The sequence below is a fragment of the Candidatus Bathycorpusculum sp. genome (assembly GCF_009778815.1).
GTDB lineage: Archaea > Thermoproteota > Bathyarchaeia > Bathyarchaeales > Bathycorpusculaceae > Bathycorpusculum > Bathycorpusculum hydrogenotrophicum.
In genome coordinates this window covers 1-18,950 of the sequence record NZ_WRFL01000006.1, presented here as the reverse complement: position 1 = coordinate 18,950, position 18,950 = coordinate 1, and the positions used below count along the sequence as shown (strand labels likewise).

Below are 18,950 nucleotides of genomic sequence, written 5' to 3'. Positions count from 1 at the left end.
CATGCCCAAATTAAATTTAGACAAAACGTCTAGAAATGGTTAGTTTTAACTGATTGGCCGTACTTCCTCAAATTTAATATTAATTCATCAAATTTCCGAATTATTCATTATTTCAATTACCAGCAGATAATTAGCGAATGATAGATTGCCCAAAGTCTGGATGGTTTAACTTTGATTATTATGTTGGTGAGGTTTTTTGGAGTTTGGCTATGAAGAAGCCGTTGCATTGATGGATGTGGGGGTAGAGGCGTCGGCATTCTGTTAGGCCTGCTAGTCCGGGTGAGCCGAATTCGGGGGTTATTGGGATTAGTTTAAAGTTGGGGTGTTCTTTTAGGAATTGTGCGATTACGCCTTCGTTTTCTTCTAGGGTTATGCTGCAGGTGGAGTATGTTAGGATGCCTCCGGTTTTGACTTTTTGGGCGGAGTTGTTGATCATTTGTTGTTGGATTTGGCTCATGTTGGCTATGGATTTTGGGCTCAGACGCCATTTTGCTGAGGGTTGTTTAGCAAATACGCCGGAGCTGGTGCAGGGTGGGTCGAGAATAACTATATCGGCTTCGCCTGTAAGTGGAATTGATATGCGGGCGTCTGTGACTAGGGGTTGGGCGATTTTGGCTTTCATGCGGTTTGTTTCTTTTTGCCAGGTATGCATACGTTTAGCTGAGAAGTCTATGGAGATTATGCTACCTTGGTTTTGCATGAGTTGGGCAAGAAAAGTTGTTTTGGCTCCGGGGGCTGCGCAGATGTCAAATACGGTGTTGTTAGGGGTGGGGTTTGCGGCTTGAGCGGCAAAGCAGCTGGCTTTGTCTTGTACATAGAGTAGGCCGGCTTTGAGGCTTGGGGAGGTGTTTAGGGGGGTTTTTTGGTCTATGACTTGGTAGGTGTAGTTTAGGGGTTGGGCTTTTTCGAGTTTGATGTTCTCTGCTGTGAGTTTTTTTAGAATGTCTGCTTCGGATGCAATTAGGGTGTTTAGGCGGATGTAGGTTGGCGGTGGGGTGAGACTTCCTTTGAGAAAGGTGTCTGCTTCTTGTTTGCCAAAGAGGTTGATGCAGTAATCTACAAACCAGGTTGGATGGTAGGTTTCAAGGGCGATGCGCTCAGTTTCGTTGGTGGTTTCTATGATTGGGGTAAGTGGGCGGGTTAGGAGAAAGCCCAAGATGGATTCGGCTTCGCGTATGGTTTGCCAGCCCAGTATTGAGCGGCCCATGCTTGCGATGGATTCGGCTTCTTTTATGGGGAGTTTGTTCCAGTTTTTAACAACTCGGGTTTGATATACGTAGAGGCGTAGAAATGCCTGCAGACCCTGGTTGTATTCGCCGATTTTTTTGGGTGAGATTATAGAGTTTATGAATTTGTCGATGAGGTTTTTGCGGCGGGTGGTTTCAACGACAAGACCATATGCTAGGCGGATGGCTCCAGCGTCTTTTATGCCTAGTTGTTTTGTGGTACGCATTAGTGCGGAGCGTTCATTTAGCCGGCGGATCTCCATCCAGCTTAGGGTTTCGATTGCAATGGTCCAAGCTTCCCGTAGCAAATTTTCATCACACTCAAAGCAAAGACGGCGTCCTAAATAAGGGAATTCTCAGAATCTGTTACTTCAGGTCATCAGCCACATATGTTTATGAATTTTCCGTGGTGTTGTGTTGTGTTCTTGGACGAGCTCCATAATTGGATGGAGGTGACATGTAGTTGTCAAAAAGGATTCGAGAAGAAACGGACTTGAATAGAGGAAAAATGACGGTTCAAGAAGCAGGCAAAAGAGGCGGCGCTAAGGGTGGTCCCCGTGTCCGTGAACTCATAAGGGAAGGCAAAGAATTCGAACAAGAAGAAGAAAGATAACTGCTGGCAACCACAAGCAGTAAGCTGAAACTCGCATACGGTGGAGGACTAAACTTTGTGCTGATCAGTCATGAGCATGTTGTGCAGTAAAATCCCGTTTCTTTTCTATTCAGGTCTATAGTTTTAGGTCGGGGTTAATTTTATTTTTTTGTAGTTTTATCAGATTGTTTGGGGTTTATTTGTCACTAGACATTTTAGTCTCTTTGTAACATATTTGGCAAGGGAAAACGGGATGGCGACACCACTAGACAATTGGTTTGGTCCGGTAGTTAAATCGCCGCAGAAAGAAAGCGTTAAAACAGAAGCGCCCCCCATAGTGCCCCAAGCGCCAATCGAGGCACCTAAAGAAGAGATTGTTGAGGCAACTATACCTAAGGAGAGAAAACCTCGCCAGTTTCCGCCTTTGGCTCCGCAGAATTTGGAGCTTGCTTATTTTGTTTCAGCATCCTATGATGGGAGACAGAAAAAAGCTGTTGTAAAGTTGTATGATCCCAAGTCGGGGCAACTTTACTTTTGGTATGATAACACAGATCATAAACCGTACTGTTTAACCAGCCTCCAAAAAGAAGACCTAGAAAAGTTTGAGCGCGTCACCAGTCATGAGGGGTTTGAGCGCTTTGAAACTGAGACCCGAGAGGATCCCCTAAACGATAGAACTATCCAAGTTACAAAAATTGTTGTTAAAGATCCCCTAGCCATTGGAGGCCGAGCCTCAGGAACCATACGCGACATCATCCCCGAGGATTACCCCAAAGTTATAGGGGGCAATATTCGAGATAGCGACACCAAAATCTGGGAATCCAAGATTAAGTATTATCAATCCTACATCTACGACAACCACCTTTTGCCAGGTATGCCCTATAAAATCCAAGATGGCACCCTTGTTCCAGTTGTTGATGAGCAAGCCACAGAAAATTTAAACAAAATCAGGGAGCTCTTCAAAGACTGCCGCACACAAGCTGAGCAAGAATATGCGCAATATGCTATGATGTGGGCTCAACTGCTTGAGACCTCAGCACCTAGTTTTCGCCGGGCCGCTATAGACATTGAAGTGTACTCTCCTCTTGTTAATCGAGTGCCAGATGCACGCGAAGGGGCCTGTCCGGTTATTGCCTGCTCCATCTATAGCAGCGATGGCGAAAAAAGAGTACTCATACTTAAACGCGAAGACCACCAACAAGGCGATCCCGAATTAACTAGGGGCATAACAGTTGAGTACTGTGAAACCGAAGAAGAGTTGCTACGCAAGGTCTTTGAAGTTCTAAACGATTACCCCTTCATTCTAACCTTTAACGGCGATGACTTTGATCTGCGCTATCTTGCTCATCGCGCCTACAACTTGGGATCACAAAGAAAAGAGATCCCCATAGATATCAGCAAACGCGTGTGTATGATTCGTTATGGTATACATGTGGATCTCTACAAGTTTTTCTTCAACCGCTCAGTACAGATTTATGCTTATGGCGGTAAATACAAAGACGTCAGCCTAGACGACGTCGGCACTGCCTTAATTGGCACCCAAAAAATTCATCTCGACAAAAATTTTGGCGATCTCAACTATAGTGAGCTTGCAGCGTATTGTTTACGGGACAGTGAAATCACCTACAAACTCACAAGCCACGACAATGACTCAGCAATGAAGCTGATCTTGGTGTTAGCCCGAATCGCAAGCATGCCCATCGAAGACGTCAGCCGCCAAGGAGTTAGCCGCTGGATACGCAACTTTTTGCAACGCGAACACCGCAACCGCGGCATGCTCATCCCAAACGCAGAAGACATCCTCACCAAAAAAGGCAAAACCAGCACCACCGCAGTCATCAAAGGCAAAAAATACAAAGGCGCCATAGTCGTCGAACCCACCCCAGGGGTTCACTTCAATGTTGCTGTGATGGACTTTCCCAGCCTATACCCCTCAATCATCAAAGTCTGGAACCTAGGCTACCAATCCATCTGCTGCAACCACCCCAACTGCCGCACACGCACCATCCCCGACACCCAACACTGGGTATGTACCGAAAAAAGAGCCCTAGAAAGCCTCCTAATTGGCTCTTTACGTGACCTACGAGTAAACTGGTACAAAAACCGAGCCAAAGACAAAACCCTGCCCCCGGAATTGCGCAGCTGGTATGGCATCGCCCAAGGAGCACTCAAAGTCATCTTAAACGCCAGCTATGGCGTATTTGGAGCCGATAGCTTTGATCTCTACTGTCCCCCAGTCGCCGAAGCAACCGCAGCTATCGGACGCTACAGCATCACCCAAATACTCAACCACTGCCACACCGTTGGGATCCAGGTTCTCTACGGCGACACCGACAGCTTATTTCTCAAAAACCCTACAAAAGAACAAATCGATGAAGTCATGCGCTACACCGAACAAGAATTAGGCATGGGCATCGACGTAGACAAAACATATCGCTATGCCGTGTTTAGTTCTCGCAAAAAAAACTATTTAGGGGTACTCGAAAACGGCATGGTGGATGTCAAAGGCCTAACAGGCAAGAAAAAACACATCCCGTTGTTTATAAAAGACGCCTTTAACCAAATGAAAGAACGGCTCGCACAAGTCAAAACCCCCGAGGATTTCGAGAAAGCACGAAAAGACATCGCCGCCATCGTTCGAGAGCGCCATCAAACCCTCAAACGCAGAGAATGGAAAGACAACAGCGAACTTGCCTTCCATGTAGTTTTAGGCGACGACCTATCACACTACACCAAAACAACCCCCCAGCATGTAAAAGCCGCGCGTATTTTGCAGAAAAGCGGCAAAGACCTCCGAGCAGGCGATCTCATCAGTTTTGTTAAAGTTATCAAGTCCTCATCTGTTCGCCAGGGAAGCGAAGATAATTCAGGCGTAAAACCCGTCGAACTAGCAAGCCGCAACGAAGTAGACACAGAGAAATACATCGCCTACCTCCAATCCACCTTTGACCAAGTCCTAGACGCGCTAGGCCTAAATTATGAAGAAATCATCGGATTAACCAGACTGGCAAGCTTCTTAGGTGCTTAGCTAACTTTTGAGTGGGTAAATTCGAATTGTGACTATTTGGGTTAGTCACATATCCATAAAAATAACAACACACTCTCCAAAAGTTGGTATAAACCGGCTAATTCTATAGTGATGATCTATGAGTAAAAAAGTAGTAGGTAAAAAAGCGCCGCCCTATTTCTACGATGGGCCGCCACCCGAAAAAGAAGACCGACTCTATGAGACCGATGATATCTACAATGCAGATGAACGTAACGAGATGCTTGATGACGATGAAATAACAGCAGCCGAAGAAGGCTTTATGCGTGGACGCCAAGAAGAACCACCCAGCAAAAAACAAACCCTCAGAAACGCTATTAGCCACACTGATGAAACCGCAGATGAATTAGCTAAAGAAGACGCCGAGGACGACTAACACGCCAATAATAAGAAATTGTGTTCTTCACATCAATACATAGTAGTTAACATAGCGAGCGTATTTTATTTTATGATTAATGAGTAGTTAGGTATATTTTCTAAGGTATTGTTTTGATGCTTTGTTGTTTTCTTTTTGCTTTTTCCAATTTGTTCTTGTTCTTTTTTATTTTTGATCAGTATTGTACGTGAGGTGGGTAAAATAGAGTACATGTTTTAGTTCAGGGCAGGTTTGTAACTTTTTAATTTTGTTATGTTGCTATTTCTGGGCAGGGTTAGGTGTAGTGCCTTTTGGATTTGGTGTGCAATTATCCAGCTTAGGGGTATGGTGTATAGTGCTAGTGTTGCGTTGAATAGAGCTGATAGGGGTAGAAAGGCGTTTGTGAGGACTGGGTTTAATCCAAAGCCTATTGGAGGTGGTTGGGGTAGTGCGAAGTAGTGTATTATTGTCATAAATGTTGTACGGGTTAAGATGCCTATTGTTGTTGCGGCTGTGAGCCATTTGATACTGGCAAGGAGGCTGGTTTGGGGGTTTTTGTGGGCGTGTACTTTTTTGCCGATGACTATTGTTGCATATATGCCGGCTTGCATGGATAGGCAAGCGAGCATATTGTAGAGTGGTCCGGTTGGGAGTGCTCCGGGAAAGAGAATAAAGAGGACACTTGTGTTTAGCAGGCATACGGCTATGCCAGATATGGGGCTGATTATTAGAAGGGCTATGACTATTGGGATTTCCCATATTTGGTAGAAGAGTCCGGGGTCAAATGGTGCTGGGACTGAGAGATGGGTTATGGCAGGGTTTAGGGTAATTGCTATGGCGGCAAAGACTATGGTTAGGGTAAGTTTTTTGGTGTCCAAGGTGTTTCAAGATTCAACATTCATGTTACTTATTTAAGAGTAATTACCCAAAAAAGCGTACGCATATTTGGGTATGGTTGAACAAACCAAACAGCAAAAGAGAGGACAAACAGTGCAGGAACAAGTGCCGCCACTATACCGCAAGAGAATAAACAAAGCAGAACATCAGCTATTTTGCCAAGACATCAACAAAAAAACTACGCTCGTGAGAGTTAAGGGCAGAGTTTGACAGCTTAGGGGGTTTCTAGCGCATAAGGCTTATATCTTCAGAGCCGGTTTTTTTGGCTGAGGGTAAGCTATGCATAAGAAACTCTTGATTCCGGGTCCTACAGAAGTTAGTAAGGAAATACTTCAAGAACAAACCCAATATTTAATTGGTCATAGAGAAAAAGCGTTCTCAGACCTATACGGCGGAATAACCGACAAACTCTCCAAGTTCTTTGAACTGCCGGCTGAGTATAAGCCGACAGTTACCACAGGGTCAGGATCGCTTTGGTTTGATATATTGGGCCGAAGTGTTGCTAAAGAGAAAGCTCTTGCATGTGTCAACGGAGCCTTCTCAGAGCGTTGTGCACAAACGCTGGCGGCGTGTGGTAAACAAACAGATGTTTTCAAAGTTGAGATGGGGCAAGCCATCAAACCAGAGGATGTTTTAGAAAAGCTTGCCGCAGACAAATATGATACGCTAACGGTATGTCACAATGAAACCAGTACAGGTGTGCGTAGTCCCATTGCGGAGATTGGTAAGCGTGCTAGGGAAGAGTTTCCAGAGGTCATTTTTGCGGTGGATGCAGTTTCATCTATGGCAGGGGACAAAACTTTGCCACAAGATTTCAACTGTGACATCGTATTTGGGTCTACCCAGAAATGTTTTGCACTACCCCCGGGTTTAGCAGTTGGCTTGGTTAGTGATCGGGCCATAGAACGTGCTAAAGCGGTGCCAAACCGAGGGGCCTACACCGATTTAGTGGATATTTTTGAGTTTGAAAAGAAGCACCAAACACCTTTCACACCCAATGTATCACTGCTCTATGCACTAAACAAACGCCTAGATCTGCTTCTTGAGGAGACCTATGATAGGGTTTGTGCTCGTCATCAAGATATGGCAAACTATACCCAGACATGGGCTAAGAAGCATTTCAGTATGTTCCCCGAAGCGGGATATGAATCCATAACGGTGAGTTGCATAAACAGCGACGGCAGAGATGTTAAAGCCCTAAACCAGAAACTAGGCGAGCGGGGTTATCTTATAAGTGCTGGCTATGGCAAATTAGCGGATAAAACCTTCCGAATCGGCCACATGGGCGAGTGGAATCTGCAGGGTATAGAAGAGGTCTTGGCACTAATCGATGAAATATGGGAATTATAGAGCTACAAGATCCTTGTCAGCGATAAAATCGCTGATAAAGGAGATTTAGCATCGGGCAAGCATACAAATAACCCACAACATTATAAATGTGCTAGAAAAACTAACCTCAGAAAGTGACGTCTCTTGGTTGACATTCGACCCTTTAGAGCTCTAACCTATACACCAAAAGCAGGCAACCCCGCAGATCTTATAACTCAACCTTACGATAAAATCGACACTGCTCAACAGAGAGCCTACTATGCACTCTCACCTTACAATTTCTGTCGGCTTATCTTACCCTTAGAAGAAAACAAATACGAAATCGCTCAACAGCGAGTCAGTCAATGGTTAGAGGAGCAAGTTCTGAGCAAAGAAGAGCAACCAGCGATTTTTGTTAGCCGACAAAAATTCCACCTAGACGGCAAACAGTATAGTCGGATTGGCATAATCGCGGCTTTGAGGCTCTATCCGTATAGTGAAAATATGGTTTATCCTCATGAAGCTACCTACAAGGCACCTAAGGCCGATCGGTTAAATATGTTGCGCAATGTACAGAAAGACTTAGAGCCAGTTTTTCTTATGTATCAAGATCCACAAGCCCAGACTATTCACTTTATGGATGAGGCAACAAAAACGGAGCCTATTGTAGAGGTTACGGATGCTTTGGGTGTGGAGCACACGATTTGGAAGGTTTCAGATCCACAAAAAATTCAGCATCTTCAAGCTATCTTTGAGCAAAAAAGCATGGTGATAAATGATGGTCATCATCGTTATGAGAGCGCTATAGCGTATCGAGATGAAATGCGTGCTAGGGGCAACTGGACTGAGGAAGATGCGTTTAATTTTTATATGTGCTATATGGTGCCTGTTCAGGAGGAGGGCGTGATTGTTTTGCCCACGCATAGGCTACTAAAGAATTATAAGCTGACTCCTGAGGTGTTAGAGGGGTTTAGTTGTTTCTTTGGGATAGAGGAAATCGAGCCTACGGCAAAGGCTATTGAGGCGTTTTTGGGTAGTCGTGTTGGGGAGCATGCGTTTTGTGTTTATGATGGCAAGAAAGCCTGTGGGTTAACGCTTAAGCATGATAGCACCGTTTATGAGTTTATTGAGGCGTATGTTTCTAGGGAAACCAAGGTTTTTGATGTTATTATTCTTCGGGATATCGTTTTTAGGCAGGTTTTAAAAACGGGTCAGTTAGATCTTGATGATACCATACTCTATGAGCGCTGGACTAAGGATGCGCTTGCAAGAGTAGATAGTGGGGAGGCATCAATGGCTTTTTTGGTTAATCCAATTCCGGCGAAGACTGTGGCTGAGATTGCGGTGCAGCATGAGCTTTTGCCTGAAAAAAGTACTGATTTCTACCCTAAGCTTGTCTCGGGGTTGGTGCTTATGGATATTTCTGTTGGAGAAAAACTGTAAGCAGTATATCCGAGTTTAGTTAGCATATATGTTGGCATCTATATGCCAATGCCATATACGAAAATATGATAGGGCAGGTGATTGATGTACAATATTTTTTTATTTGCATATTGTTTTGGGCGGCATGGTTTGTGGCAGGTTGTATTGGCCCTAAATACTTAGAGTAACAAGGATCTGAATTATTTTTCACAATCCACCACGCAAAGCGTACACATCTTCAATTAATTTGTTTTTAGTTGTAATATCGTGTTTTTGCCATATTATGCGGCATACTTCAGGTATATCGTGAGATTATCTGTTGTAGATAGTAATATTGTCCACTCAGTCAGCGCTGTTTGAGACGCTATCTATATAAAACGGATTTTGTCCGATTGTATTTTATAATTGAGGAGAAAACATGACACATCGCAACACACCCCAACTATTTATTAAGATACATAACTTAACAGTAATAAAAATGAGGCAAAACAAATGACACACGAAGAAACCCCACATACACCAATCGCAAAATACACCGCAGAACTCATCGGCACCATGATTCTAGTAATCATGGGCTGCGGTAGCGCAGTCATCGCAGGCAGCACCATAGGCAACCTAGGCGTAGCATTCGCATTTGGTCTCTCCGTCATAGCAATGGCATACGCCTTTGGCCGCATCAGCGGATGCCACATCAACCCAGCCATCACCATCTCCATGTTTGTCGCAGGCAAAATCGACGCACGCGACACCGCATTCTACATCGCATTCCAAAGCATAGGCGCAACCATAGGTGCAGGCATACTCTATATAATCGCATCCGGCAACCCAGGCTACAACATCGCATACAATGGCCTAGGACAAAACTCCTTTTCCACATCAAACAACGGCTTTGGCCTAGTTCCAGCCCTAATTGCAGAAATCGTACTAACATTCATCTTCGTCTTAGCCGTACACGGCGCAACACATGAAAAATCACCCAAAGGCTTTGCAGGCATAGCCATCGGCTTAACACTGACCCTTGTCCACCTAGTCGGCATACCCCTCACCGGAACATCAGTAAACCCTGCAAGAAGCTTAGGACCAGCACTCATAACGGCCATCTTTGACAGCACCACCGCACTGAGCCAACTCTGGGTATTCTGGGTAGCACCCATCATCGGCGGCATCCTAGCAGCCCTCGTCTGGAAAATCTTCAAAAAATAAACAACTAACACCCTCTTCTTTTTTTAACTCCTAAACAACACACAAAACCAACCAACCCCCTCACAAAAGTTATTACCACACCACAAAACTTTATCCAACAATCAGGATAAAATCTAAAATAGGGTACTAAAGCACAACAAAGTTAAAGTAAAAAATGGTTATTTGACGAATTTTGTGGGCTGACGCTTAAAACGTTTCTTACAGACCAAACTGCAGAAATGATAGGTATCGCCCTCATAAGATATCTTAAACTTTGCAGTATTCTCGTCGAGAACTGCACCGCAAACGGGATCACGCATTGACATCAGGTGTCTTAAAGCCTCAACAACTGAAGCTACTTGCCCCCTATTATGGCTAGCGGTAAACCAAGTTTAAAAACACCGACAGTAAAACAAGTTTTAAACAGACACATAAAACAAACTAATAAAAAACAAAACACAACCTAAGAAAAAACAAACACCCCCAAACAAACCACCCACATAACCATGAAAAACTGCCAGCCTAAAAAAATTACAACTACACAGAGTTTAGTTTCTGATCAAACAAATAATGACAACAATAAAGCACAAAGACATGCGTGTTAATACGCAAATCAAATATTGAGGGTACAACAATCTACCTATAACTAACAGAGCGAACTTGAATAAAGAAACGCTTAACTGTAGAACTATCAATAAATGAGGTTGAGAGGAAAAAGTATGCCGTTCAATCTATTCCGCAAAAAAAAATCCGAAGACAAACCGCTTTCCACAGCTCCCCAAGATGAAACCCAGTCGCCAGAATACACCACTCAACCCCAAGAAACCACAGAGATGCCCAACACTCAAACCACCACCAACTACGAAGAAGAAGAGGAAAACGCACCATTTGAACAATCAAACAGACAAGAAACCCTCTCAACGCCTCAAGAACCAGAAGAACCCGAGCTACCTGCTCAAATAACAAACGTCATAGTAGATAACAATAACCCCAGCGAACCCCAAGAAACAGAGCCCGCCCCATTTGTGCAAGAAGAAAATTTTGATACACCCATAGAAGACACACAAAAGTCACAAGAACCCGAAGAGGCACTGCCTGCCCAAGAAGACCAACCACAAGAGCCCCCTGTTGCGGAGGCTCCAATTGTTGAACCGACTGCTGAGAAGCCAGAAGTTCTAGCTCCAGTAGAAGCACCAAGTAAGGCCTATCTAAAGGCTATGCCGCTAAAGGATCTCTCAGATACCGAAAAAGTCAAAGCAGAAGTCAGTGAAGGAAATATAATTATTTTACGTGTTACACCTCTGGCCGGCAAAAATATAGAAGATGTAAAAAAAGCCGTAAATGATCTTTTTGAGTTTGCAGAAACCAGCGGCGGAGACATTGCACGCCTAGGGGAAGAACGAGTAGTTGTTTGCCCTAAAAATATTAGAATTTGGCGGGAGAAAACTCCTGCGCCAGTTGGCAGTAGCAATGAACCACTGCCCACAGTAGCCTAAGATGTCTAAGGGTAGTCTAAAAATATTAGAAGGGGCGGGAGAAAACTCCTGCGCCAGTTGGCAGTAGCAATGAACCACACTATAGAAGTCTAAAGGTTTCTAACGGTGCGGGAACCACTGTGTTTATGCCTGCTTTATTGTCCAGAAAACCGGCAAAGTTTATGGTTTTTTGTTTTTCGCCGTGAACAACAAAGATACGTTCAGGTTTAGGTGAGAGATGTGTGAGGTAGTTGACTAGCTGTCGGCGGTCGCTGTGACCTGAGAAGCCCTCTATGGTGTTTACGCCCATCTTGACGCTTAGGGCAACCATTTTGCCTTCGTTGTCCATCATGGTAACCTCACCTATGCCTTTCTGTACGCGTCGGCCCATGGTTCCTTCGATCTGGTAGCTGACAAAGATGATCGAGTTGCGCTCATCTGAGGCCCAGGTCTTGAAGTACTCAATGACTGGACCACCTTCGAGCATACCGCTTGTTGCCAAGACGATGCATGGGTCGCCGTCCATTATGCTTGAGCGTTGGCGGGGGTGATCAACAATGGTAAAGTAGTCGGATTGGAAGGGATTGACTTCTTCGTGAAGGATGCTGTGGCGAACTTCTCGGCCCAAATACTCGGGATAGGCTGTGTGGATGGCTGTGGCTTCGCTTATCATACCCTCGATAAATACAGGTGCTTCTTTCATCATACCACGTTTCATATAGCCATCAATGACTAGCATGATTTCTTGTGCGCGTCCGACCGCAGGGACTGGTATGAGGACTTTGCCTTTGCGTTCAAGGGTTTGATTAATGACTTTGGTTATAGCTTCTTCTGCTTCAACTCTGGAAGGTACAATGTCATCGGGTCCGCTGTAGGTAGATTCGGTTATGACGGTTTCGATGCGTGGGAATTCTGTTGCGGCAGCTTCTAGGAGCATGGTGCGTCCGAATTTGTAGTCTCCGGTGTAGACGATGTTGTGTAAACCTTCGCCTATGTGGAGGTGTACCATGGCGCCGCCTAGAATGTGGCCGCTGTTATGAAGAGTTAGTCGGATATCAGGTGCGATGTCGGTAACGACGCCAAATCTTAGGGGGATAGTATGTAGGACGCATTCGCGGACGTCTTTTTGGTCGTAGAGTTGGGCGACGCCTTGTTTGTTGGCGACATCGAGGTAGTCGAGTTGGAGCATGGTCATCAGATTGGAGGTTGGGGCAGAACAGTAGACGGGCCCGTCATAGCCGTATTTGTAGAGAAACGGAACTAGACCGCAGTGGTCGAGGTGGGCGTGGCTGATGACTACCGCGTCAAGGGAGTCCATTTGGAATTCGGGGGAGTCAAATCTTGGGAAGGATTCAAAGGGACGGTTACTGCCGGGGTGAATGCCGCAGTCTAGAAGTACGCTACTTTCGCGGGTTTTTAGCAGAAAGCATGATCGTCCGACTTCTTGGGCACCGCCCAATACTGTGAGGCGTATGTCTCCTACGTCGTAGGTTTTGGGTCGGAAAATGCGTTCGCCCACGGTGCGCAGGATGCGTTCGCGTTCTTTACTCTCCGAGTGGAGGTAGTGACGCATATGGGTAACGATTTTGGATTTAATGGGAGGACTGCGTAGTATGTGGGGGCGCCATTTGGTTTTTTTTATGATTTCTTGGAGAACGGCGCCGTTTCGGCCGATAACTAGGCCGGGTTTTTTGGTTTCGATTATGATTTCGCCGAGGCTGGGGTCAAAGTTTATGTCGGTTATTTCAGCTTCGGGTGCGATGAGTTCGCGGGTTATTTTTTCGGCTTCTACCTCGGGTATGCGAACAGAGGGGTCTGGCCGTATGACGATTCTTTTGCGGATGACGCCGACGATTTCAGCTACGATGCTGCTTTGGTCGACTAAAATTTCGGGGCGTTTAGTGTAGACCGCGAGCATAGGACCTTCGTATTCTATACGGGTAACTTCTGCTTCGCGGGGAACTTTTTGAAGGATGTATTGGCTTATTTCGATTTTGTCTTTTTCTTTTTCTTGGGTTCGTGCCACAGTTTTAACTTCCTGCATGCAACAGTTTAGCTTTCTCTTCGGTGGTTAACTCTGTATAACCGTGTTGGTTGATAACTATGATGTTGTAGTTGTTGCCTGAGGCTACGTCGCGTTTCATAGCGGCGTTAACAGCTCGAGCGATAATTGGCAGAGTTTCAGCTATGGTGCTGTTTTCTTTGAATTTGTCTTCCAATACACCAAGTGCAACAGGTGAGCCGCTACCGGTGGATATCATTTTTTCCTCATGTAGGCTACCATAGGGGTCTAAGTTGAAGACATGGGAGCCGGTATCGTCAATGCCGCCAACAAGAACTTGAGTTGAGAGGGGGATGTAGCGTGCGGAGAAGAGTAGATTGGCTACTAATCGTGCAGCTGAAGCCACAGGGATGGGGCGGTTCATGTTGATTTTGTATAGATGCGCATTAGCAGTTAGGATGTCTACTACGCGTTGGGCATCAGCAACTGTGCCAGCAATAGTCATGCCGATATGATCGTCGATTTTGTAGACTTTTTTGCCTGCCGTATGAGCAATATAGTAACCCATAGTTACACGGGTATCAGAGGCCAAGATCACCCCGTCTGTACAGACTACGCCTATAGTAGTTGTTCCCTTAAGGACTAATTCATTAGCTGGATTATTTTGTGACATAGTTTTGTGCTCCCTAAAACTCCGTTTTGCGGAATGCCATCCACTCAAGGAAGATGCACCATGTAATCTTTCTGTGAACCTAATTAATATTTCGCCAAAGAAAAACAGAGAAAGCTTTTGAGACCAGAGACCCTATCTGGGTTTTTTGCACCATCAGAACAACTAACCACCTTTTTAGAATCGCGCTATCCTAAATGTTTTTAAGATGCCCAATCTTTGAGTCAGCCAATTGGCGGGTGAGTGAAGTCTCCCATCCGTTCCGCCAATAAAAATAAAACCCGGATCAGGGAGGCAAATATAATTGAAGATACAAACTAAAGATTTAGCAGTAATAGCAGTATATGGTGCCCTCTATGTGGCGCTGGCCGTTTTTTTTGAGCCTATATCTTATGGAGCCATTCAAGTTCGCGTGGCTAATGTGATGCTTGCGTCAGTGCCGCTTTTGGGCATAGCAGGGGTTTTTGGACAGGCCATGGGCGTTTTTGTTGCCAATTTGTACTCACAACTTGGCCCTATCGACCTGCTGAACACTATACCATCTTTGGCTATGTCTTTCATAGTTTTCTATGTCTATAAACGCACAAAAAATGATTACACAGTCATTGGAACCTGCATTGCCTATTCGGTGGTCTTGGGAGTGACAGTTGGGTGGATGCTCAACTATGTGTGGAACGCACCATTGCTAGCCACGATGGCATATGTTATGCTGGGAAACATCATAGCAAGTGTAGCTCTTGGATGGCCGGTGTTTATGGTTCTTAAGCGAATTGGCGTGTTTGAACAATGGTTTAACAGAGGCGAAAAATATGCGTGATAGTAAAAAGTGTGTGGTTGTGTTAAGTGGGGGTTTGGATTCGGCGGTTGTTGCGTATTGGGCTAAAGCTCAGGGTTATCAAATCTATCCGTTGACCTTTAATTATGGTCAAATTGCACTCAAAGAAACTCTAGCCGCGCAAAAAATTGCGCAGGCGCTCAATACCACCACCAAAGTCATTGATCTCTCTGCGCTCAGAGATATCTATGGGGGTGCGTCGTCTTTGGTGAGCCGTGATATTCCCCTTACCTCAGAGTTTAGCGATTCTATCATCGTGCCTTTTCGTAATGCGATTTTTCTCTCTGCGGCTGTTGCATATGCTATAACGGTGGGTGCAGATCAGGTTTTCTATGGTGCGCAGGGTTCTGATGAGGCTTGTTATGCTGACTGCAGGCGTGAGTTCTATGAAGCTTTTGAGAAAGCCGCTCAACTGGGAACTGAGCGGAAAATTAGCATAGAGGCCCCTTTTAGTAATAAACTCAAATCTGAGGTCATAGAGGAAGGCCGCAAGTTAGGTGTTCCGTTTGAGTTTACGTGGTCATGCTATCTTGATGGGGCCATACATTGCGGCAAATGTGAAGCTTGCGTTAATCGCAGAAAAGCCTTCACCGCAACAGGTACCGCTGACCCTACAAAATACAGAACAAGCACAGAATAACAAGAATTAGCGCAAATATACTAAGTCAGTATAATACATCATAATTAGTACAATATACTATAGTAAGTACACCTATTTGCAAAAATATATTAACCCACATAGCAAATTAATACAGATATTGGAAATTTGGACAGAGCGGATTATTATAAATCGTCAGGTGATATGGTGAATTATGATGCCGCACTGTCCAAATTGCCGACTATAAAGACTCAATACTAACTAATAATTCTTTTGAAACCAACAACCAAACACACACGCAACCCAACAAAACACAATCAAACCAAAATAACCCACCAATAACAACACCAACAATCAAAACACCAACCACTGTCAGAAATAACCAAGATAACAACAACAATTCACCACAAATGATCCGGCACAAAAAAACAGACAAGCAGTCTACGGTTATATAAGAAGCGGACAAAGTAAATGTGATGAATACACAAAACTCCCCGCAGGTAGCAGTTATTGGCGCTGGACCTGCCGGTTCCTATACAGCACTCCAACTAGCAAAGCACGGCATAAAAACAGTAGTTTTTGAAGAACATCCCCAAATCGGGCAACCTGCTCACTGTGCCGGACATATCAGCATTCGAAGTCTCAAAACCTTGGGACTCTATCCCCTAGAGGGCATCGTTGAGAATACGTTTTGTGCAGCCAACTTTTATTCGCCACACGGCACCAAATTTACTTTACATCTCGACTGCCCAGTCACCGCAGCCCTAAACCGAACATACCTTGATCAATACATAGCAAAACAAGCCCAAAAAGCAGGCGCCGAGTTTATACTAAATTCTCGAGTACAAACACTGCTCATACAAAAAGGCACCGTAACCGGCCTCAAAGTAAAAACAAACAACACCGACACACACCTAAGTACACCCATTGTTATAGATGCGGAGGGAATTTCATCACGACTTCTGCGCCAAACCGGTCTAACACCGCTAAAACCCAGCGGCCTTGTCTATGCCATAGAAACCGAGATGGACAACATAGAAAACATAGAGAAACACGCAGTGGAGGTTTATTTTGGCAAAGGGTATGCACCAGGATTCTATGGCTGGGTTATTCCAAAGCCCGATGGCACCGCCAAAGTAGGTCTAGCCACAAACCAAGGCGACCCACGCAACTATCTCAAACGCCTCATGACCAAACACCCCGTGGCCTCAAAACAACTCTCAAAAGCCAAAATCCTAAACGCCAACTATCACGCAATTAGTTTGGGAGGCCCAATACCACAGGCCTGCAGCAACGGCTTTTTAGCAGTTGGAGATTGCGCATCACAAATAAAACCTACAACAGGCGGCGGAGTCATCTTTAGTTTAACCGCGGCCAAAGAAGCCGCAAACACAGCAAACCAAGCCCTAACTAGGGGTGATGTTTCTGTAAAAACGCTGATGAGCTATCAGAGGCGATGTACAGAGTTGTTTAGTTTTGATTTCAAAACAATGCTACAGCTGAGGCACTTTTTAGATTCACTCTCCGATGAAAAATTAGATGCGATGTTGCGAGTATGCAGTAAACTTGGCGTCGACAAAGCCCTGCGCGGTGTCACAGAAATCGACTACCAAGGCAAAATGCTACTAAACGTTGCAACAAAACCCGCCATGATAGCCGCACTCGCATACTTTGGACTACTATACCTCCACAACCACAGCTAACAGCATCAACTATTATTGTTGCTACCGTTGAACAACCTGCCGTCAAATTAGACAAAAGGCACCAGAGCTGTAGCCGAGGATGAATATATTTGGGTAAGCAGTTATATGAAGGCATAAGATCATATCAGGCAGATAAATGAAACATATATCGTGATGTTGATGACAGAAAAAGACCTGGGATATCGTCGCATCCAATGCACTGGCAGAGGTGCCTACATCATCAGCCTCCCCAAAGGCTGGGTTGAAGACATAAACTTGGAACGGGGCAGTGAAATAGCTTTCAACATTCAACCCGACAACACTCTCCTATTGACCCCGCGCAAAATCGCCGAAAAACAAGCCCAAAACACCACCATCAAACCCAAAGAATACAGTATAAACATCGATCAAAAAGAAGATATAAAATCTGCCCTTCGTATGACCCGAGCCCTCTACACCATAGGTGCCGACATCATCCACATCCGCTTCAAAAACCAAGAAAACACCCAAAAATACAAAACTGAAACCAAAAATTTTGTCCGCGACACCTTCCTAGGCGCAGAAATCATCGACGAAACCCCAAACCAAATCACCCTCCAGATCTTCATCAAACACACAGAGTTTGGCATAGAAAAAGCCGTCCGCCGCATGTCCATCGTGGCACTATCCGCCAACCGCAACGCCATAACCACCCTCACAGACCCCAACCCCTCACTATCAGAAAGCGTAATCCAAACCCGAAACGAAGTGAACCGACTCGGACTCTACATCATACGCCAACTCAAACACGGCATCGAACATAACCTCCACCGAGAACTCGGCCTCCAAACCCCCAAAGAGTTTTTACTCTACCGCATAGCCGTCAATGACATCGAAAACATTGCAGAAAACGCCCTCAACATCATCAACAACATAAACGCCTTCCAAAAACTCCTTGACAACCAAACCCTGTTCATAAAAGAGCCCGTAGACGAAGAAATCCATGAACCATTAACAAACTACTATGCACAAGCCCAACAACTCTATGAAGATGCAGTAAAAGCGATGTTTAAACGGGATTACAAAGATGCAGAGAAGCTTATCTCAAAACGAGAAACATTTGTGAATCTAGAAAAGGACCTGATGATGCTGATTTCAAGCAAAAAACTGGACCCCAATGTTTCAGCGATTCTGCGTCTAATCTTTGACAACGCTAAACGCATCATGGATTACGCTAGAAACCTATCTGAACTCACACTAAATCTCACTGCAGAAGAACTCTGCGCAACAGTGACATATAAGTAAACCATAAAAACATAAACCGAAATACCCAGTTTTTACAAGCAAAAATGATAAAATATCCATTCAGAGCTTGTGATTAAATTCAACCAAGTTAAGGTCACTCAGCTTTAGCGTATTCCATTATTTAAAGGTAAAAATCCGGAGAAAAACTAAATCACCAAGTTAACGGTTTATCGGTAGATTGATAGAAAAATAGTTAGGAAAATGAAAGTCATCTGCTCATTATACGCATTGTAATTTTTTATTCGCCGCCTCACGTACGTCAGTGTATTTGGAATTTTTTGCAATATCAGCTAACGCTTGTTGATCATCGATCTTTTCAACCGCCGCCAAACACACAATAGAATATTTAGCGTTTTTAGCAATATCAACCAACATT

The 18,950-nt window shown here is 44.7% G+C and carries 16 protein-coding genes; 11 read left to right on the top strand and 5 right to left on the bottom strand.

Going from position 1 to position 18,950, the window contains the following annotated elements; translation table 11 throughout:
* Positions 1 to 178 precede the first annotated feature (178 nt).
* Positions 179 to 1,534 carry an RsmB/NOP family class I SAM-dependent RNA methyltransferase gene (locus tag FWF39_RS02340; protein ID WP_343381827.1) on the bottom strand — a complete coding sequence of 452 codons (1,356 nt, stop codon included), beginning with the start codon at positions 1,532 to 1,534 and terminating at the stop codon, positions 179 to 181.
* Positions 1,535 to 1,689: 155 nt separating this feature from the next.
* Between FWF39_RS02340 and FWF39_RS02335 the strand changes: the two genes are divergently transcribed.
* The 3 genes from FWF39_RS02335 to FWF39_RS02325 all read left to right on the top strand — a co-directional run bounded on the left by FWF39_RS02335 (position 1,690) and on the right by FWF39_RS02325 (position 5,240).
* Positions 1,690 to 1,839, top strand: a complete 150-nt coding sequence (locus tag FWF39_RS02335; protein ID WP_343381826.1) for a hypothetical protein — start codon at positions 1,690 to 1,692, stop codon at positions 1,837 to 1,839.
* 232 nt (positions 1,840 to 2,071) lie between these two features.
* Positions 2,072 to 4,846, top strand: coding sequence for a DNA-directed DNA polymerase I (locus tag FWF39_RS02330; protein WP_343381825.1), 2,775 nt, complete (start codon positions 2,072 to 2,074; stop codon positions 4,844 to 4,846).
* A gap of 118 nt (positions 4,847 to 4,964) precedes the next feature.
* On the top strand, positions 4,965 to 5,240 hold the full coding sequence (locus FWF39_RS02325; protein ID WP_343381824.1) for a hypothetical protein: 276 nt from the start codon (positions 4,965 to 4,967) through the stop codon (positions 5,238 to 5,240).
* A gap of 215 nt (positions 5,241 to 5,455) precedes the next feature.
* On the opposite strand, the gene FWF39_RS02320 is transcribed toward FWF39_RS02325, so the two are convergent.
* Entirely contained in the window at positions 5,456 to 6,097 is a 642-nt protein-coding gene (locus FWF39_RS02320) for a hypothetical protein (RefSeq protein ID WP_343381823.1), read from the bottom strand.
* 298 nt (positions 6,098 to 6,395) lie between these two features.
* Between FWF39_RS02320 and FWF39_RS02315 the strand changes: the two genes are divergently transcribed.
* From FWF39_RS02315 to aqpZ, 3 genes are all read left to right on the top strand, one after another.
* Complete coding sequence (locus FWF39_RS02315; RefSeq protein ID WP_343381822.1) at positions 6,396 to 7,466, top strand: aminotransferase class V-fold PLP-dependent enzyme; 1,071 nt, start codon at positions 6,396 to 6,398, stop codon at positions 7,464 to 7,466.
* A gap of 123 nt (positions 7,467 to 7,589) precedes the next feature.
* A complete protein-coding gene (locus FWF39_RS02310) occupies positions 7,590 to 8,867 on the top strand; it encodes a DUF1015 domain-containing protein (protein ID WP_343381821.1) in 1,278 nt (425 codons plus the stop codon).
* A gap of 471 nt (positions 8,868 to 9,338) precedes the next feature.
* Positions 9,339 to 10,049: an aquaporin Z gene (gene aqpZ, locus FWF39_RS02305; protein WP_343381820.1), complete on the top strand. Its 711-nt coding sequence runs from the start codon at positions 9,339 to 9,341 to the stop codon at positions 10,047 to 10,049.
* A gap of 158 nt (positions 10,050 to 10,207) precedes the next feature.
* Here aqpZ and FWF39_RS02300 read toward each other — a convergent pair whose 3' ends face one another.
* The gene (locus FWF39_RS02300) at positions 10,208 to 10,348 is read right to left on the bottom strand and encodes a YHS domain-containing protein (protein WP_343381819.1); all 141 of its coding nucleotides are present in this window, start codon (positions 10,346 to 10,348) and stop codon (positions 10,208 to 10,210) included.
* A 399-nt stretch (positions 10,349 to 10,747) separates the two neighbouring features.
* Between FWF39_RS02300 and sepF the strand changes: the two genes are divergently transcribed.
* Positions 10,748 to 11,524 (top strand): cell division protein SepF, encoded by a 777-nt coding sequence (sepF, locus tag FWF39_RS02295; protein WP_343381818.1) that lies wholly within the window; start codon positions 10,748 to 10,750, stop codon positions 11,522 to 11,524.
* Between the two features lie 79 nt (positions 11,525 to 11,603).
* Here sepF and FWF39_RS02290 read toward each other — a convergent pair whose 3' ends face one another.
* Positions 11,604 to 13,547, bottom strand: coding sequence for a beta-CASP ribonuclease aCPSF1 (locus FWF39_RS02290; protein ID WP_343381817.1), 1,944 nt, complete (start codon positions 13,545 to 13,547; stop codon positions 11,604 to 11,606).
* Entirely contained in the window at positions 13,534 to 14,178 is a 645-nt protein-coding gene (gene psmB, locus FWF39_RS02285; protein WP_343381816.1) for an archaeal proteasome endopeptidase complex subunit beta, read from the bottom strand. The genes FWF39_RS02290 and psmB overlap by 14 nt, the downstream gene beginning before the upstream one ends.
* Positions 14,179 to 14,479: 301 nt before the next feature.
* Here psmB and FWF39_RS02280 point away from each other — a divergent pair, with 301 nt between their 5' ends.
* The 4 genes from FWF39_RS02280 (at position 14,480) to FWF39_RS02265 (ending at position 18,574) form a co-directional block, all read left to right on the top strand.
* Positions 14,480 to 14,992, top strand: a complete 513-nt coding sequence (locus FWF39_RS02280) for a QueT transporter family protein (RefSeq protein WP_343381815.1) — start codon at positions 14,480 to 14,482, stop codon at positions 14,990 to 14,992.
* Positions 14,985 to 15,650 carry a 7-cyano-7-deazaguanine synthase QueC gene (gene queC, locus FWF39_RS02275; protein ID WP_343381814.1) on the top strand — a complete coding sequence of 222 codons (666 nt, stop codon included), beginning with the start codon at positions 14,985 to 14,987 and terminating at the stop codon, positions 15,648 to 15,650. The genes FWF39_RS02280 and queC overlap by 8 nt, the downstream gene beginning before the upstream one ends.
* Before the next feature lie 434 nt (positions 15,651 to 16,084).
* Positions 16,085 to 17,311, top strand: a complete 1,227-nt coding sequence (locus FWF39_RS02270) for an NAD(P)/FAD-dependent oxidoreductase (protein WP_343381813.1) — start codon at positions 16,085 to 16,087, stop codon at positions 17,309 to 17,311.
* Positions 17,312 to 17,470: 159 nt separating this feature from the next.
* Complete coding sequence (locus tag FWF39_RS02265; RefSeq protein WP_343381812.1) at positions 17,471 to 18,574, top strand: phosphate uptake regulator PhoU; 1,104 nt, start codon at positions 17,471 to 17,473, stop codon at positions 18,572 to 18,574.
* The last annotated feature ends 376 nt before the right edge of the window (positions 18,575 to 18,950 follow it).